General features: G+C 38.0%; 14 protein-coding genes and 4 pseudogenes. 1 reads left to right on the forward strand and 17 read right to left on the reverse strand.

The genetic code is table 11. From position 1 onward, the window contains the following. Nucleotides 1-8: 8 nt before the first annotated feature. From prfA to NBW36_RS04085, 14 genes and pseudogenes are all read right to left on the reverse strand, one after another. Complete coding sequence (gene prfA, locus NBW36_RS04015) at nucleotides 9-1,088, reverse strand: peptide chain release factor 1 (RefSeq protein WP_250237938.1); 1,080 nt, start codon at nucleotides 1,086-1,088, stop codon at nucleotides 9-11. A 113-nt stretch (nucleotides 1,089-1,201) separates the two neighbouring features. Next, on the reverse strand, nucleotides 1,202-1,546 hold the full coding sequence (gene rplT / locus NBW36_RS04020) for a 50S ribosomal protein L20 (RefSeq protein ID WP_250237940.1): 345 nt from the start codon (nucleotides 1,544-1,546) through the stop codon (nucleotides 1,202-1,204). A 94-nt stretch (nucleotides 1,547-1,640) separates the two neighbouring features. Continuing rightward, a complete protein-coding gene (gene rpmI, locus NBW36_RS04025) occupies nucleotides 1,641-1,841 on the reverse strand; it encodes a 50S ribosomal protein L35 (protein WP_250237942.1) in 201 nt (66 codons plus the stop codon). Nucleotides 1,842-2,034: 193 nt separating this feature from the next. Continuing rightward, a complete protein-coding gene (gene infC, locus NBW36_RS04030) occupies nucleotides 2,035-2,562 on the reverse strand; it encodes a translation initiation factor IF-3 (RefSeq protein ID WP_250237945.1) in 528 nt (175 codons plus the stop codon). Between the two features lie 151 nt (nucleotides 2,563-2,713). Further along, nucleotides 2,714-3,886 (reverse strand): prolipoprotein diacylglyceryl transferase, encoded by a 1,173-nt coding sequence (locus NBW36_RS04035; RefSeq protein WP_250237947.1) that lies wholly within the window; start codon nucleotides 3,884-3,886, stop codon nucleotides 2,714-2,716. A 185-nt stretch (nucleotides 3,887-4,071) separates the two neighbouring features. Beyond that, nucleotides 4,072-5,565, reverse strand: coding sequence for a leucyl aminopeptidase (locus tag NBW36_RS04040; RefSeq protein ID WP_250237949.1), 1,494 nt, complete (start codon nucleotides 5,563-5,565; stop codon nucleotides 4,072-4,074). A gap of 212 nt (nucleotides 5,566-5,777) precedes the next feature. After that, the gene (locus tag NBW36_RS04045; protein ID WP_250237957.1) at nucleotides 5,778-6,197 is read right to left on the reverse strand and encodes a single-stranded DNA-binding protein; all 420 of its coding nucleotides are present in this window, start codon (nucleotides 6,195-6,197) and stop codon (nucleotides 5,778-5,780) included. A gap of 138 nt (nucleotides 6,198-6,335) precedes the next feature. Then, the gene (locus tag NBW36_RS04050) at nucleotides 6,336-7,736 is read right to left on the reverse strand and encodes a D-alanine--D-alanine ligase family protein (protein WP_250237959.1); all 1,401 of its coding nucleotides are present in this window, start codon (nucleotides 7,734-7,736) and stop codon (nucleotides 6,336-6,338) included. Nucleotides 7,737-7,968: 232 nt separating this feature from the next. After that, complete coding sequence (gene clpX, locus NBW36_RS04055) at nucleotides 7,969-9,234, reverse strand: ATP-dependent Clp protease ATP-binding subunit ClpX (protein WP_250237962.1); 1,266 nt, start codon at nucleotides 9,232-9,234, stop codon at nucleotides 7,969-7,971. 19 nt (nucleotides 9,235-9,253) lie between these two features. Beyond that, complete coding sequence (locus NBW36_RS04060; protein WP_305883057.1) at nucleotides 9,254-9,976, reverse strand: ATP-dependent Clp protease proteolytic subunit; 723 nt, start codon at nucleotides 9,974-9,976, stop codon at nucleotides 9,254-9,256. Nucleotides 9,977-10,137: 161 nt separating this feature from the next. Beyond that, the gene (gene miaA, locus NBW36_RS04065) at nucleotides 10,138-11,070 is read right to left on the reverse strand and encodes a tRNA (adenosine(37)-N6)-dimethylallyltransferase MiaA (protein WP_250237964.1); all 933 of its coding nucleotides are present in this window, start codon (nucleotides 11,068-11,070) and stop codon (nucleotides 10,138-10,140) included. A gap of 365 nt (nucleotides 11,071-11,435) precedes the next feature. After that, a complete protein-coding gene (locus tag NBW36_RS04070; RefSeq protein WP_250237965.1) occupies nucleotides 11,436-11,915 on the reverse strand; it encodes a hypothetical protein in 480 nt (159 codons plus the stop codon). A 280-nt stretch (nucleotides 11,916-12,195) separates the two neighbouring features. Next, a pseudogene (locus NBW36_RS04075) lies at nucleotides 12,196-12,772 on the reverse strand (Tn3 family transposase); the annotation flags it as partial. Nucleotides 12,773-13,337: 565 nt separating this feature from the next. Then, nucleotides 13,338-13,862, reverse strand: a pseudogene (locus NBW36_RS04085) (transposase); the annotation flags it as partial. 63 nt (nucleotides 13,863-13,925) lie between these two features. Between NBW36_RS04085 and NBW36_RS04090 the strand changes: the two are divergent. After that, complete coding sequence (locus tag NBW36_RS04090; protein WP_250239135.1) at nucleotides 13,926-14,633, forward strand: IS6 family transposase; 708 nt, start codon at nucleotides 13,926-13,928, stop codon at nucleotides 14,631-14,633. A gap of 61 nt (nucleotides 14,634-14,694) precedes the next feature. Here NBW36_RS04090 and NBW36_RS04095 read toward each other — a convergent pair. The 3 genes and pseudogenes from NBW36_RS04095 to NBW36_RS04105 all read right to left on the reverse strand — a co-directional run. After that, a pseudogene (locus NBW36_RS04095) lies at nucleotides 14,695-15,039 on the reverse strand (transposase); the annotation flags it as partial. Between the two features lie 123 nt (nucleotides 15,040-15,162). Beyond that, nucleotides 15,163-15,875, reverse strand: a pseudogene (locus tag NBW36_RS04100) (Tn3 family transposase); the annotation flags it as partial. 239 nt (nucleotides 15,876-16,114) lie between these two features. Then, nucleotides 16,115-17,062: a hypothetical protein gene (locus NBW36_RS04105; RefSeq protein ID WP_250237966.1), complete on the reverse strand. Its 948-nt coding sequence runs from the start codon at nucleotides 17,060-17,062 to the stop codon at nucleotides 16,115-16,117. Between the last annotated feature and the right edge of the window lie 59 nt (nucleotides 17,063-17,121).

Raw genomic sequence — 17,121 nt, forward strand, 5'->3', positions numbered from 1 at the left:
ACTGTATGTTAAAGGACACCTTCTCTTCCTGCTTGTAACTTTTCTGCATGATCTGCAATACGCAGCGCTTTGATCATATCTAATAGCGCCCCATCTAATATGGCTGCTAAGTTATGTTCGGCATAGCCAATCCGGTGATCGGTTGCACGGGATTGAGGAAAGTTATAGGTTCTGATTTTGTCTCCTCTGTCTCCACGTTTGACCATAGATCTGCGTTCCATACCAATCGCTTCTTGTTGCTTTTTAACTTCCATATCATAGAGGCGGGAACGCAATACCTTTAAGGCTTTTTCATAATTTTTAATTTGTGATTTGCCATCTTGACAGGATACAACCAACCCAGTGGGGATGTGGGTGAGCCGTACGGCTGAATAGGTCGTGTTTACCGACTGGCCACCTGGACCAGAAGAACAAAAAGTATCCTTTCGTACATCATTTAAGTCCAAGTTGATTTCCACTTCCCCTGCTTCTGGTAACACCACTACACTGGCTGCTGAAGTATGTATACGGCCTTGTGTTTCAGTGGTAGGGACCCGTTGTACACGGTGTACCCCAGATTCATATTTCATAAGGCCATATACATCTTCGCCAGCTATGGTACAGACAATTTCTTTCCATCCACCAGCCGTACCTTCTATGGTATATACAATGGAAAAATCCCATTTCATTTTTTCTGCAAAACGTTTGTACATTCGAAAAAGATCTCCTGTAAAAATGGCTGCTTCGTCTCCACCAATACCGGCCCGAATCTCTAAAACAATGTTTCTACTGTCATTGGGATCACTTGGTGTAAGGGCATCGCGTAATTGGGCTTCTAAATGGGATTTTTTATCTAAGGCGGATGCTAACTCTTGTTTGGCAATTTCACGGAACTCTTCTTCTTTTTCAATATTTAATACTTCTTTTGCTTCCTTTATGTTTTCTAATACAAGTTCATAGTATTTGTATAAATCGACAATTTTGGATAGCTTGCTATATTCCTTATTGAGTGCTGCATAGGCCTTTATATCATTTAAGGCATCTGGTTGATAGATGGCTGCTTCTACCTCGTGAAACCGCTCTTTGATGGATTTTAATTTTTCAATCATATGATCCCGATGCATCCCGTTCGGCTGTGTGGCAATGCTACAAAATATATCTGTTCAAGTCAGTGGTAGATAAGTAATGTTTATCACATTTTTTATCAAGCAAAAAATGTCCTTTAAGCTACTTTTTGTACAATAGCCTCAAATGCGCTTGGATGGTTCATAGCCAAATCAGCTAGTACTTTCCTATCCATATCTACATTGTTTTGCTTAAGCTTGCCCATAAACTGAGCGTAAGCCATTCCATGCAGACGAGCAGCTGCATTGATGCGTTGTATCCATAATGCTCTTATGGTTCTTTTTTTTGTTTTACGGTCTCTATAGGCATATAAAAGCCCTTTTTCAACAGCATTCTTAGCTACCGTCCAAACATTTTTTCTTTTGCCCCAGTAACCTTTTGCTAACTTTAATACCCGCTTTTTACGTGCTTTTGATGCTACTGCATTAACCGATCTTGGCATGGTTATGTTCTAATTTATAAGTTGATGGTATTTATAAAACTATAGAAAGATAAATATTACAGTTGCACAATAAAGGTAGAGATGCTAATAACCCCTAAATGGCTAGCAGTTTGCGAATAGTTGGTGCATTGGTCTTATGCACCAGTGCACTGTGTGTAAGATGCCTCTTTTGCCTTGTACTTTTATTTTTTTTTGCTAAGCAATGGTTCTTAAAAGCATGCTTCCGCTTAATCTTACCCCTACCTGTTACTTGAAACCTTTTTTTTGAACCAGAATGTGTTTTAACTTTTGGCATACTTTTAGTTATAACGGATATTGAATGGTTTAACTAGCGCAAATGGTTTATTTGCTGGTTGGTGCCTTTTTAAGGCCTTTTTTAAAGCATGCGCAATATGACTAAGCTGCTTGCTGGTTGATAGTAGACCTATATAACCCCTAAATCTAGTAAAAAATATTCAAATAGCAATACAATCCCATTAACAATGATACTATTTTTTGGCTGTTAATGGCGCTATGGTTAGACTCATTTTCTTGCCTTCTAGTTTAGGTAGTTGCTCTACCCTTCCATAGGCTTCTAGTCCTTGCGAAAACCTAAGTAAGATAAGCTCACCCCTTTCTTTAAACATAATCTCCCTCCCTACAAATTTAACACAAACCTTGACTTTAGCAGCAGCTTGTAAAAAGTTAATAGCATGCTTTAACTTAAAGTCAAAATCGTGATCACTTGTATTGGGACCAAAGCGGATTTCCTTTATAATGATCTTTTGGGCATTGTTTTTTATTTCCTTATGCTTCCTCTTTTGTAAGTATTTAAATTTAGCATAATCCATTACTTTACAAACAGGGAAATCACTAGATTTGGTAATTTCGACTAAGTCAAGCTCTTGTGCTTCCGCAATGGCTAAAGCTTCACGAATGCTATACACACCGGCAACGACATTATCACCAACCAAGCGTACCTGCGATGCAGTGATGCGCTCGTTTACATTATGGGTTTCTTTTGTTGTCTGTTTCAAATGGCGAAATATTGATTATAGGTCTGTTGTAAACATCCATTTAGCCAGGCTGCTTCTGGCTATGCACGTTAATATACAAATATCTAAACAAGTTTTCAATAAATCAAATCAAAAAGATAGGATACTGGTCTTCTTTTCTGGCCTATTTAGCTTATATGGTTTTGGGTTCTGTTTTAGCGCTTCGACGGAGTATTAAAAACAATCCTACTATAGCCCAAGGTAAGCTAAGCAATTGCCCCATGTTCAACCACATGTTATTTTCAAATGCAACTTGGTTTTCTTTATAGCATTCGCAAAAAAAGCGCATGCAAGCAGCTGTTACTATAAGTGTTCCAAAGATGCGACCAGGTGCTATTGTTTCACCTTTTTTATACCACCATAAAAATAGCATTATAAAAATCAAAAAATAAGAAAAAGATTCATAAAGTTGTGCTGGATGCCTTGGAATACCCCAGGTATAGACACGCGCTTGATAGCCTCCATTTTGTTTTTGTAGGGTGTAGGATAGAGGGGTACCATAGATTTCATAGATTTTAGGTGATATGCTAAAATAAGTCTCCTGAACCAATTGATTTTTTAAAGACTGCTCAAGGAAATTTTTAATCTTCTTTTCGTCTGTAATGTTTTTATTAAAAGCAATGGCTAATTCAGTGGATGGGTAATGGACTTTGATTGGTAGCGTGTGGACCGTAGATGCTTTACGGATCACTAGATTATCAATTGTAGAAGCATACTTTTTGCATAAATTTTCATGCAAATCTCTGACAAATATTACGCCATAGCTGGCCCGAGTTGGTTTGCCAATGACTTCAGAATTCATAAAATTTCCAATCCGAATCAGTGCGGCACCCAAAGGAAATAGAATAGACAAATGGTCTATAATCCATAAAAATTCTCCAGGAGATCGACGATTTTTAAAACGGATGTGAGGCGGAAAAAAAGAAATTATAATCCGTTTTACATATAGGAAAACAGCAAGTACCATTCCAATACCAGCCCCATGACTGGCCAAGCCACCGAAACCAGTTATTTTAAAATTAGGGGAAAAGATAACAGGTAAAAATATTTCTAAGAGGTGATCTTTGTAATAATTCCATTCATAAAAAATAACATGCCCCAAACGAGCGCCAAGTAATACGCTCAGTACAATATAGTCTTTGATTTGGTCGGCTTCTTCTCTTGTTTTACCAGCCTTAGCAAACATATGATACCAAATAGGAAGCCCTCCTAATACACCGGCGGCAAAGAGCAAGTTATACCAGCGAATGTTTAAAAATCCTTTTGTGAATAGCTCTGGAGACACATCCCATATAATACTTGGCATAAGTGTTAAAATATAGATAAAGTTGTATACAATTTGTTAAGTGTGCAACACACTGTGTGATGTAGAATAGGGCTACGGCCACTTACTAAATATGTTTTGTATGCATTCCAACACAGCAACCATAGGTAGGGCAGCCCATCTATAATAGTCATAGGCTTACAAAGATTGACTTTAAGAATAAAGTACTAACTATTTAGGATCCAGTCTACTAGCAAGCGCACGCCAAAACCTGTGGCACCTGCCTTATAGTAGTACCAAGGTTTCTCTGTCCAGACGGTACCCGCGATATCTAGGTGTGCCCAAGCTGTTTTTTCAACAAATTGTTTCAAGAATAGCGCAGCTGTAATGGATCCAGCCCCTTGTTTGCTCCCTGTATTGCGCATGTCTGCAATAATAGAATGCATATGTTCAAAATAGGATGCTTCTAATGGCATTTGCCAAATTTTTTCACCTGTTCTTGGGGAGGCAGCCATCAGGCTGTTGACCAGTTGTGAATTGGTACCAAATATACCTGCTATACGTATGCCGAGTGCAACAACCGTGGCACCTGTTAAAGTAGCTAAGTCTACTATTGCATCTACACCAAGCTTTTCTGCATAGACCAAGGCATCTGCCAGCGTAAGCCTTCCTTCGGCATCTGTATTGTCTATTTCAATGGTCTTACCATTAGAAGCGGTTACTACATCACCAGGCTTGGTAGCGCTTCCATTAATCATATTTTCTGTAGCGGCAATAATAAAATGGATCTCTTTGTTAGGTTTAATAGCGCCAATAGCTTCTGCTACGCCAAGCATCGCTGCTGCACCGGCCATATCAAATTTCATTAACTCAATCTTTGCATTCCCTGTCTTTAAGTTGAGTCCACCAGAATCGAAGGTGACACCTTTGCCTATTAGGGCAATCTTTTGGAAAGGGGATTGGGTATCAAGCGATTTTGGCTTATAACAAAGATGAATAAATTTAGGTGGTGCACTGGAACCTTTTGTAACGGAAAGATAAGCCCCCATGCCCAATCTTTGGCAATCCTCTTTTTCTAAAATATTTAATTGCAGGTGATGCTTTTGGGCTAATTCAGTGGCGGTTTGGGCCAACATAGCAGGGGTTACATGATTGGCTGGCGCATTTACCAAGGCCCTTGCCAGGTTTGCGCCTGCTGTAATTTTTTGGGCCAGTTGAATGGTTTGGTCATTCGCTATGGCATCTAGCAGCGATACCTGTTTAAGGCAGGTAGTTTTTGTCTCCTTTTTGGATTTAAAACGTTGATCTAAATAAGCAGAAAGTAAGATACCTTCGGCAAAAGCTTTTAAGTGGGTTTTGTCATTTAATAGTGTCGTAAAATAGACGATTACCGATGGGCTGTGTAGCTGGACACATGCGCTATAGACCATGCTTGCAGCTTTTCGAATCACTTCTTCGTCAACCGTTTCTTGTTTGCCCAGGCCAACCAGTATCACTTTACCTCCTCCATGAAAACAATTGGCCATGGCGGTCGTCCCTTGTTTTCCAGTAAATTGAGACTCTTTTATCAAGGGTATCAAGACATCATGGTAAAAAGGTGTATGGACCAGATGCGTGGTGTCAGGCGTAGTATCATTCTTTTCAAAGATACCAAATGCATAACAGCCCTGTGCTACTTGTGCGGTTTGGCTGCTTAAAAATTGAAATTCAGGATATTGCATAATAAGGTAGTAACTGTTTTAAAGTTGAAGTAGATAGTTTGTGTTTTTGTATCAAGCGCTGTACAACCCTTTGTTTACAACCAGGACTGCTCTAAGTATAACTAATAAATAAAGAATAAATGCCTACTTGAAAGCCTCAAAATAGCTATCCGCTCTATTGATAGGGACTACTGAAGGGGCTACATGAACAAGTTATCTTCCATAAGATGGTTTTATAGTGGCAGCTCGTTTATATCATCCTTTTCGTGTGGCCTATTTTGTGGCGTATGATTGATTACATGTACCCCTTCATTTTTAGTTTTGCCACCACTCAATAATACGACATGTTGTCCAACAATTTGTATAGTATGTTTTTGCTGTCCATCTTTATCTATATAGAACCTATGGTTTAACTTTCCTTCTATATATACTTGCCCCCCCTTGCTTAAATATTGCGCCGCAATTTCTGCATGAGGTGTCCAAAGTACTACTTCGTGCCAATCTGTATGATTGATTTTTTCACCTTCTTTGGTTTTGTAGGCATCATGTGTAGCCACCGTAAGGTGTACGCGCATGCGCCCATTTTCTAAGTGGTGTACTGCTGGATCTTTGCCCAGGTTGCCCAAGATAATCACTTTATTAACACTTCCCATATCGATGGTTGACGATGGATAAACATCCCTTTTATTGCTATACTCAATCTAAGACATTCATACCTACTTTGCAAGTAGGTTGTGCAACCATAGAAGGAAGTAGTGGATATGGTGGTTAGAAGTGGGATATTTTGGAGGTCATAGGCTGGCTTCAAGTCTTTTCAAAAGCGCACCAGCGATCAGGTATCCTTTATTCCTTCTAACTTCAAGCGAACGTTTGATAATAAAGGTAAGCAGTTGAGTGGGGTGGAGACCAATTTCTGCTGCTTGATGGAATAAAAAAGAAGCAGAGTTCATACCGGCTGTAGTATTGGGATCATTTAAAATGATTTGGTGATCATTGGTAAGGAAGCCATCTATACGGGCATATACCTGACAATTCAGCAGTTGGAACAAGGCAACAGCCTCTTTACGAATGGCATCCAGTAAGGGACCAGACAACACCATGGGGGTTTGTTTCCGGACCATACCAGGCAAATATTTTGCTCTATAATCAAAATGCAGCTTCCCTTTTAGCATTTCAGTTGGTGCCAGTGCAATGGGATGACCTTTTGCTGCTTCTAGTACAATACAAGAAAATTCTCGTCCTTCTATAAAGGCTTCTATAAGGATCGCTTCTTCTGCTTGTGCGCTCATTAATACAATAGGATTCTGGTTCCTTTGAAAATAAAGCTCTATATAGTCTAGTAAGGCTTGCGGTGTATGGAAAACTTGATCCGCCATCAGTAAGGGAAATCCTATGCCCTCGCGTACATCTATAAGGATATTGAACCAAACTTTTTTGTCTGCTGGTGTATAACTTTTCCAGCTATCATAGTTGATTTCTTCAATAAAAAATGCTTTATGAACCGCAGTGATAAAGGCATGGAGCGCACGGTGCTGCACAATAGTCACGCCTATAGAGGAACCGTTCCTGCTGCTTTTCACAACGAAAGGTAGACCAACGGTAGCGATGATTTGATCTAGTAGCTTGCTTGTATCACCTCTGTTTAGCCATTCTTTTTGTGCCAAAATGAAAGAAGGCGGCACTACAAAACCCGAATTTTTCAAAAGTTTTTTTTGAAATATTTTATTGATCCCCAGTGCAGCTGATAATATATCGGAGCCTGTATAGGGCATTTGGTACCATTCTAATAGTCCTTGCATCGTTCCATCTTCTCCATAAGGCCCATGCAAGCAAAGAAAAGCTATATCGAAGTATTTTGAAAAATCAGCGGGTTCTATTTTTTGTCCTATCTTTTCTATAAATAGTGCATAATTTTCGGTAGTAGGTAGCGATTCTATATAAAGAGGAATGCCCCAAAAATTAGCTGTAGCAGCAGATGGATAAAATTCTCGAATGGTACCCTGATAAAGGTATTGTGTATGGAGTAGGATAAAGTTGCCTAGGCTATCTACAAAAATAGGAACGGGTTGAAACCGCTTCCGATCTAAGTGGTCGTATATCGTACGCCCGCCTGCAAAAGAAATTTCACGTTCTCTGGATGGTCCTCCAAAAAATACCCCTACCTTAATGGGCGTTGATAAACAATTATACACAAAAAAATAAAGTTATGGTCAGAAGCATTGGCATGCTGTTTTTACAACCATCTGTTTAGCGAATGGTAGGGACTTAAGGGTGCCCACCCTTAGTAAGTTCTTCTAACGTCCCTAATGGTTGGGCTTCGATTCAGCCTTCTAGCAGCATTACCTAAGAACAAGAAAAAACACTCATTGTAAAAAGTTGTGATTAGAAAGTCTATCCTTAAAGATCAGTAGAAAACCTGTTTCATTAGGCCATTTTTTTTAGTCCACCTTCTTGGCTGTTGTTTTCTATTTGTCTGAGCAGTTCTAATCGTGTTCTGCTCAATTGTTCTAATGCATAATTTTTATCAATTACTAATTGATGGTGGTCTTTTAAGGATGGAGCCGTGTACATTAATTCATGCATAATGCTTTCACAGATAGAACGCAGCCCCCTGGCGCCTAGTTTGAGCGATATAGCTTGTTCTGAAATGAAGTCAAGGGTTTCGTCCGTAAAGGTTAGGGTAATGCCATCTATTGCAAACAACTTGATATACTGTTTCACCAATGCGTTTTTAGGTTCTGTAAGAATGCGCCGTAGATCAGATTTTGTAAGCGGTTCAAGTCCTTTTATAACCGGAAGGCGACCTACTAGTTCAGGAATCAGCCCATACCCTTTTATATCTGAGGAAGAAACATATTTAAGCATATCTTTATCATCTATTTTAGCCCTACGTTTTGCAGAAAATTCAAATCCTATGCTATTAAAATTAATTCGATTCCCAATGGTTCTGGCAATGCCATCAAAAGCGCCTCCGCAAATGAATAAAATCTTTTCTGTATTGACCGCTGTTAGCTTCTGGTCTGGATGTTTTCTTCCACCATGTGGCGGCGCATTTACAATAGAGCCCTCTAATAGTTTTAGCAAAGATTGTTGTACCCCTTCACCGCTTACATCTCGAGTGATGGATGGATTGTCTCCCTTACGCGCAATTTTATCGATTTCATCTACATAGACAATCCCCCTCTCAGCTGCTGTTACTTCATAATTGGCAGCATATAACAACCGGCTGATGATACTTTCTACATCCTCTCCAACATAGCCTGCTTCTGTTAAAACTGTTGCATCTATAATACAAAAAGGCACCTCTAGCATTTGTGCCAGCGTACGGACCAAATAGGTTTTACCTGTACCTGTTTCTCCAACCAGTAATATGTTGGATTTTTCAATGACCACATCATCTTCTATACTGGCCGGGTAAGCCAGACGCTTATAGTGGTTGTAGACTGCAATAGACAATGCTTTTTTAGCCTCTTCTTGCCCAATCACATACTCATCTAAATAAGCTTTAATTTCTTGTGGCCGTAATAGATTAACCGGCTTTATATCATTGATGACGTTATCCTCCTTTTGAAGTTGAATAATTTGTGAAGCTTGCGTCACACATTGGTCACAAATGCGTCCTTCTGGACCAGTTACCATCATGGTGACTACTTCACTCGTTTTTTTACAAAAAGAACAATGGGTTTTCATAATGGTAGTAATTGCATGATTATTTTTTTTTCTCGTCCTCTTTCTCGTTCTCGTTGTCTTTCTCTTTTCCTTTCTCGTTCTCGAGCACGAAGTCAATGATTCCATACGCTTTGGCCTCATTTGCACGCATCCAATAGTCCCTATCTGAATGGTGCTCTACAGAAGCATAGTCTTGACCCGTATGTTTAGATAGAATGTTATAAATATCCTTTTTAATTTCAATGATTTGCTGTACGGTAATTTCCATATCTGCAGCGGTTCCTTTCGCGCCTCCTAGTGGTTGGTGAATCATAATCCGGGCATGTGGAAGAGAACAGCGTTTGTTTTTAGCGCCTCCAGCCAATAGTACAGCAGCCATAGAAGCTGCAAGGCCTGTGCAAATCGTGGCTACATCAGGTGAAATATATTGCATGGTATCATAAATGCCTAAGCCTGGGTATACAGACCCTCCTGGGCTGTTGATATACAGCAAAACATCTTTTTTGGCATCAACGGATTGTAAAAAAAGCAGCTGCGCAATAATAATATTAGCAATATTATCATCTACTTGTGTGCCCAGAAAAATGATTCTGTCCATGATCAGCCTAGAGAAGACGTCCACCTCTCTAAAGTGAGCGGACCGTTGTTCAATGACAGATCGTGTCATGTTTTCAATATTTGACACATAGTTATGAACCTGAAATCCAGTTGCATAACCATTTTTAACTGCAAATTTTCTAAATTCTTTTTGATCTAATAACATAGGTAAATATGAGGGGTAAAGTGTATTCTGGTTTCTACATAGGTAGCTTTTTGAAAGGTAGTACAAAATACTGTATTAAGCAAATACATATTTATATTATATTTCATTTTATAATCCCCATTTGGTTTGGGTGCTAAAATGGATGCAACAGGTTACAGTCATTAGCCTATCATAGGACCAATATGGGTTTGTATTTTAGGTAAGTCATAGGGTGCAAACCAGGTTATATGTTTATCTTTTTTAAACCAAGTTATTTGTTTTTTTGCATATTTTTTTGTGTTAGTTTTGATATGGTTGATTGCTTCTGTTAAACTATATTGGCCATCCATATAGGCAAATAATTCTTTATAGCCCAATGTTTGCAATGCATTGGTGGCTTTGTAGGGATAGAGTTTTTCAACTTCTTTCAGCAAGCCTTGTTCCAGCATGGCATCCACACGCAGGTTGATCCGTTTGTGGAGTAATGGTTTATCTTGCGTTAGGCCTATGGTGATAATGTTAAATGGTCTGGCTTCTTTTGTCGGTTGTTTGCGCAGGGTAGAGTAAGGTTGTCCTGTACCTAGGCAGACTTCTAATGCTCTGATGACTCTTTTAGGGTTGTTAAGGTCTACTGTGTTGTAGTAGGTAGGATCCTTTTCTGCCAGCAGCTGGGTGAGGTAGGGGAGTCCTTTTTCTGCTAAGGCAGCATTTAGGGTAGCACGTAGGCTGGGGGATAGGGTAGGCATTTCGGCTAGCCCTTCACAGAGTGCTTTTAGGTAGAGTCCAGAGCCACCGGTTGCGATCACTACATCTTGATAGGCAAAAAGGTTATGGAGTTTCTGTAAGGCTTCTTTGGCAAATCTACCAGCTGTATAGTTTGCTTGAATGGGTAAGAAAGCTAAAAAATGGTGGGGGATGCCCCTCATTTCGGCTTGGGTAGGTTGTGCGGTACCAATCACTAGGTCGCGATAAAATTGCCTAGAATCAGCTGATATGATCTCTGTTTGAAGCGCTTCAGCCAGTTGAATAGAGAGTGCAGTCTTACCTATAGCAGTTGGGCCAACCATAACGATTAAGTGCTTACGCTTGGCTGTGGTGATGGGGTTTGAGCACATGGGGTATGGGTGTATAGGAAATGAGTCTGTTAACGTGATTTCGGGATTTATTTGACTGATTTACAACAATTTAATATCAATTATTTAGTTAATATTTACACCTATTTAACAAGTTTTTATATCTAATTTTATAAATATAATATATATAATAAACTGATTATCAGAATTATTTGTTATTCAACAACCTATTTAACTGTCTATAAAACAAATTTTATAAATTTTTATTAATATTGATTATCAAATGAAAAAATAATATAATCCCGAACTCACGTTGTTATTGGATGTTGTTAGTGGTTAATGTAGGTTACATTATACATAAAAATGAAAATTTTACACAAAATGACAGCTATGAAGTAGACGGCTTCCTACGCCGAAAAAACGACGTCATGTTGTTCAAAAACCTCTGTAGTATGTTGTTGTTGCTGCTGTTGTTGTTGTTTGCGTTTGTGTTTGTGTTGCTGTTGTTGTTTGCGTTTGTGTTTCTGCTGTTGTTTGCATTTGTGTTGCTTCTGTTGCTGTTGGTTGTTGCTCTTGTTGTTGGTTTCTGCTGTTGTTTGCGTTTGTGTTGCTGTTGCTGTTTGCGTTTGTGTTGCTGCTGGTTGTTGCTCTTGTTTCTGCTTTTGTGGTTGTTGTGGTTGAGTAGGTGTAGATTGGGTGCCACTATTAAATCTTACCTCTATGGTGCTGTTAGGGTTTGTTGGGGTGACGGTGATAGATGTGCCGTCTTGGTTGGCCTGAAGGTTTGGATCCGTTGTCTCTATATACAGTATATTGTTCGGCCCAGTGCGCAGTTGGGCATAGGGGCCTACTAATGACATGATTACACATGGCTTTTTCTGACCCATTGGATCTGGTATGGGTAAGTTGCTTTTTTTAATACTGTTGCAATTAGTGGCTATTAAAAAGGTTAAGCAAAAATATTGTATGAATATAAATTTAATAGCATGGATTTAACTAGTATGGGTTATTTTGATGGTTCTGTCGCGTCTATATTTTCTTTTGTATAGCTCTTCTCTTTACGTAAAAAGAGGCGTTTTCTCTTGAAGTAGGCCCAATGGGAGCGAAGCTACAATATGACAACATTTATCCTTTTAATGTATAAAAACCAAATGATTTCGGTCGCCATCATGCAGCAAGTTTGAGCCTGCTACTCATATCTAGTTCGATTCGACTATATGGATTTACATGATGGTATATCATCGGCGTTAACCTACGTCAGTTTTCATCTGTCATTTTGCTTCTTCACGATGGTTCTGACAAAACCCTCTGAATCAGAAGCGTATTTATATACACCAGGCTAATCTGTAGTAAATGCAGTGACAGTATGGATATTTCCTGTTCCTCTGGTTTATTGGAGGTGAATTCACTATGATCACCATAGAAAATAAAATCATTGGCACTGTTCCAGTTTTCGACTACATTCAATCCAGTATTTATTTCATATCGTAATGATTCGTCGTTTAAATAACGACAGATAAAAATGGTCTTAACTGTTTTGCCTAATTCGGTCAGTGCCTTGTATGTTGGATGTTGCGAATTATTCCGAGTAAATCTTCTTAATTATAGCTTGAGGCTCTGCCTTCCTGGTTCTAAGTGCTGTTGTGTATTTTATAATTTCATCATATTGTTGTCGGATCAGTTCCCAGTTTATTTCTCTTGCCAATATAGGTGATAGTTCAGGATACAATACAGCATCACTGGAGGAACATAAATTGAGACCGTTGTGATAGGTCGATAGCATAATTTTTCTATTTTTCTAGCATTATTTTTTTGATTTTTAGTGTTATGGGTCTAAATATTCTTATTATTTATTGGTTTTCAGGTTTATTTCAGTTCATTTTTGATAGACCATTCGCCTAAACACCTTTTAATATGCTATTTGGCGACCTGTATAAATTATAGGCTATTGTGTCCAAAACGTGTTGTGTATGGGTTTTAGAAAGACCTATATAACGCGCTCTTGAACTTCGGAACTAACTTTTGATACTTCCAAATACGCGTTCCACCTTATACCGAGTTTGAGCTACTAACGTGAGTTCGGGATTTATTTGACTGATTTACAACAATTTAATATCAATTATTTAGTTAATATTTGCACCTATTTAACAAGTTTTTATATCTAATTTTATAAATATAATATATATAATAAACTGATTACCAGAATTATTTGTTATTCAACTACCTATTTAACTGTCTAATAAAACAAATTTTATAAATTTTTATTAATATTGATTATCAAATGAAAAAATAATCTAATCCCGAACTCACGTTACTAATTTATTAAACCGCTTGGCAGTAGGTGATAAGGGATTATTTCTAGTAGCTTTCTTCTGCATAGCTGATTTTAAGGCTTTATTCTTTAATAAGGTTTCATTAGGTGAGCCGCTGTAGCCCTTATCTGCATATAGCCTACTACCTGCTTTTAGCTCTACTTTATCCAATAAGACGTGTAAATGAGCACTATCATGACTAGATGCTTTTGTGGTACTGACTGCTAGGACTAAGCCTTCTTTACTTTCCACAAGAACGTGTCGCTTATACCCATAGTAGAGATTATCTCCTTTTTTTGTCCAACTCGTTTTTGGATCTACACCTTTTTGATAACTTTCGGCTACAGTTATAGTGCCATCTTCATGGAGATCATAGCTTTTTTTACCTTTAGGCCGTCTAGGCGTGGGGGTAATAGAGGCATCAACAACTGCACCATGTTGAACGAGTACTCCATGTGCAGCTAGCTGATCATTAATGATTTTCAATAACTTTTCTAAGGCCTTTTGTTCGGTAAGGGAAGGGTTCTGTCGCGTTTATTCTAAAAAATGATTATTTTAGTATCGGTATTTAAAAAAGTAGTTATTATGTTTAATATTTCTCCCGAGTTATTACCATATTTTAAAGGTTATTGTTCTTCATCAGAAGTCATCCTGTTATTTGTATACATGAAGTGTCGTTTTTCCTTGAGCTATAGAGATTTGGAAGAGATGATGCGTATGAGAGGCGCAAGAGTTGATCATTCTACGCTACAGAGATGGGTTATTAAGTTTGTTCCTCTGATAGATAAAGCAGTAAGAAAAAGAAAACGACCAATTGGTAGTAGTTGGAAAATGGATGAAACCTATGTTAAACTAAACGGGAAGTGGATCTATTTATATAGAGCAGTAGATCGTTATGGTGATACAGTTGACTTTTTTCTATCTGATCATAGAGACAAGTCTTCAACGCTTTCTTTTTTTCGCAAGGCGATCACAGAAAATAATATTCCTAAGAAAGTAGTAATTGACAAAAGCGGTAGTAATAAAGCTGCCCTTGATGCGATCAATACAGATCTTGATCAAGATCATACCATTCAAATATTTCAAAACAAATATTTGAATAATAGAGTTGAACAAGATCATAGGTTTATCAAAAAACGGATAAAACCTATGCTGGGTTTTAAGAATTTTTATTCTGCTTCCATTACTATTTCAGGGATAGAAAACATTCGTATGATTCAAAAAGGACAAGTAAGAGGAGCTAAAAATCATCTTTCTACTTTTGAAAACTTTGCTATCTTAATGGCCGCATAATATCCAAAATTTGACTTAAACGAAAAACCTATACTAAGAAAACTATAGACGCGACAGAACCAAGGGAAGTCCTAAATCTGCTTAATACACTATGATCTGGAACAGAACTATCCATCGAAATACCACAAAATCTGCTAAAAGTAATACGATCATTTACTTCTTCTTCTACTTGATAGTCACTGAGTGAATACCAGGTCTGAAGCAAGAGCATTTTAAACAAAAGCAACGGACTATACGCTGGCTTTCCTGATAAATGTAAGCCTTTAGGGTAATATGAGCGGAGTAATTTTTCTACTGATGACCAATTAACTAGCTTATTAATTTGATCAAAAAAGGTATGTTTGCATTTACCCCTGTTCGCTGAAATATCTGCCAAACTTAACTGACCACTTGTTTGAATTGCCATAACAATACTATTAAAAAGCTTAAGTATAAACGATTAAAGAAGTAACATAATTTAACCATTGTATAACACTAAAAGTCACTTTTTATACCAAAGCTTAAAACTCTATTGCAACGGCCTCAAATTGAGTTTTTGCCTAGCAATGTTTTTTAGTCTGGGTAATAAGTCAAATCCAAGGATATAACTGAAAGAAAATGCTACTTCACTCTGTCCGTGACTGTCTACATACTGCTGATTTATTGCCATGTCAGTACAATGTCGAAGCACACCTTTCATCATGGCAGAAACCTCTGAGGAGGAACAACGGCGTATCTGAGAGTAAATACATGTTGAATTCGTATCAACATGCCAGTAAATCATCACGCCACGGCCACCATACCGGGCATGCCATTCCGTCATCAGATTCTGATCATAAGCACTAAATTTTCTGGAGTCTGCTGCACAAGACGTTGTTGCATTGCCCCAAATAGTGGGCTGTCTTATTTTGAATATCCCATTGACTATCTGCGATATAGCGGCTCTTAAGGAACCTTCTGAATAAATTTTCGTTTAATATAACGCAACTCTTCATAGCTGACGCTTGGTTGTTGACTAGCAATACGTTTTAGGCCGATATTAGTTCCCAGACCGAATAAACATAACAGCAACCTCCATTGTAATATTTCAGGGTTAATGACCTCGCGACTTCCTGATGTTCTGAATAATGATGAAAATTTCTCCCGCAGGTCAACTTCCTTCAGTATATCAATTAATTCAAGATCAGCCCAGCGGTATCCAATTTCACGCTTCAGCTCCAATGTGTTTAGTGGTTCTTCTTTTCTGGTCAAAGGTGTCAAATGTATACACGTGAGTTCGGGATTAGATTATTTTTTCATTTGATAATCAATATTAATAAAAATTTATAAAATTTGTTTTATAGACAGTTAAATAGGTAATTGAATAACAAATAATTCTGATAATCAGTTTATTATATATATTATATTTATAAAATTAGATATAAAAACTTGTTAAATAGGTGCAAATATTAACTAAATAATTGATATTAAATTGTTGTAAATCAGTCACATAAATCCCGACCTTACGTTATACAGTTCTTGCCATGGGTTCTGAGTCTGACTTTCTGGTTTCGCGGAAGGCCATCGTTTAGGATACCGAGCCAATGACGCAGAGTGTTTTTAAACTGACAGATAAACTCTTCACCGTCTAATGGAACGCCAAGAAGGGAATAATAGTGTACCCTGTTATCACAAAAATCAGCAGGTAAATCCTCTTCAGGATTACGGTAACGATCAACTCCTTTTACCCAGATCTCTTTGTTCCTGAGACTATTTCTTAAAGCGCGTAATACACAAATTTCATAATTAATCCGGTTAATTTTTTCTTCGCCTTTTGCATTCAGTACAATAACAATATTTCTCCATTTCTTATTAATGATATAGTCAATAGGGACTTCATCAGTAGCATAATAACGTTGGTTGCTGTTTTTGTGGGTTTTTATTACGTTGATAGCATCAATAACAGGTCTGTGTAAATGATTGCTAGACTCAAATTCCAGTTCTTCAAGTACGGGAAGTAAAATCCGACGGTAGTGTCTAGCATAAGATGACCGAATGGATTCATGGACTTCAAGTTCTATATCGTTTCCTAGTGTTTTAAATTCATGGACAATCCGTTGCAGTGTTTTTTGGGTTACAACAGGATAAACTACTTCTTTTATAATCCCGTCAGGTTGGTCAACTGTGGCTTCTGCCATTTGGAAAAGTAGATTGGCTTTCCCCCTTACTTTTTTGAATACAGAAAACTGTTTTTTGTCTACTTTCTTTTCAGCTCGAGTTACCAGATTGTGGATCAACTGCATTAACATTTCAATCAATGCATCTGTCAATTGTTGTCGACGACGACAGCAATACATGAAAACCATTGGATAACGAATGCTATCCGGATGTCGTCGAATCTCCCTTACCGACTCTGTAGCACAACGCTGTCGGAATATTTCTATAAACTTTGGAGAAACAGCATGAATCAAATCAGAATGTAGCAATATGCTATCCAGAATTGAGAGCTGAGAGATAACAAAAAAATATT

This window comes from Cardinium endosymbiont of Oedothorax gibbosus (assembly GCF_936981045.1).
Classification (GTDB): Bacteria; Bacteroidota; Bacteroidia; order Cytophagales; family Amoebophilaceae; genus Cardinium.

What these genes read in the sequence shown, in the direction of transcription:
- NBW36_RS04035 (WP_250237947.1), bottom strand. Translation starts at nt 3,886, where the DNA reads ATGCCAAGTATTATATGGGATGTGTCTCCAGAGCTATTCACAAAAGGA.
- NBW36_RS04060 (WP_305883057.1), bottom strand. Translation starts at nt 9,976, where the DNA reads ATGTTATTAGATCAAAAAGAATTTAGAAAATTTGCAGTTAAAAATGGT.
- NBW36_RS04045 (WP_250237957.1), bottom strand. Translation starts at nt 6,197, where the DNA reads ATGGGAAGTGTTAATAAAGTGATTATCTTGGGCAACCTGGGCAAAGAT.
- rpmI (WP_250237942.1), bottom strand. Translation starts at nt 1,841, where the DNA reads ATGCCAAAAGTTAAAACACATTCTGGTTCAAAAAAAAGGTTTCAAGTA.
- NBW36_RS04040 (WP_250237949.1), bottom strand. Translation starts at nt 5,565, where the DNA reads ATGCAATATCCTGAATTTCAATTTTTAAGCAGCCAAACCGCACAAGTA.
- NBW36_RS04070 (WP_250237965.1), bottom strand. Translation starts at nt 11,915, where the DNA reads ATGGGTCAGAAAAAGCCATGTGTAATCATGTCATTAGTAGGCCCCTAT.
- prfA (WP_250237938.1), bottom strand. Translation starts at nt 1,088, where the DNA reads ATGATTGAAAAATTAAAATCCATCAAAGAGCGGTTTCACGAGGTAGAA.
- NBW36_RS04090 (WP_250239135.1), top strand. Translation starts at nt 13,926, where the DNA reads ATGTTTAATATTTCTCCCGAGTTATTACCATATTTTAAAGGTTATTGT.
- miaA (WP_250237964.1), bottom strand. Translation starts at nt 11,070, where the DNA reads ATGTGCTCAAACCCCATCACCACAGCCAAGCGTAAGCACTTAATCGTT.
- clpX (WP_250237962.1), bottom strand. Translation starts at nt 9,234, where the DNA reads ATGAAAACCCATTGTTCTTTTTGTAAAAAAACGAGTGAAGTAGTCACC.
- rplT (WP_250237940.1), bottom strand. Translation starts at nt 1,546, where the DNA reads ATGCCAAGATCGGTTAATGCAGTAGCATCAAAAGCACGTAAAAAGCGG.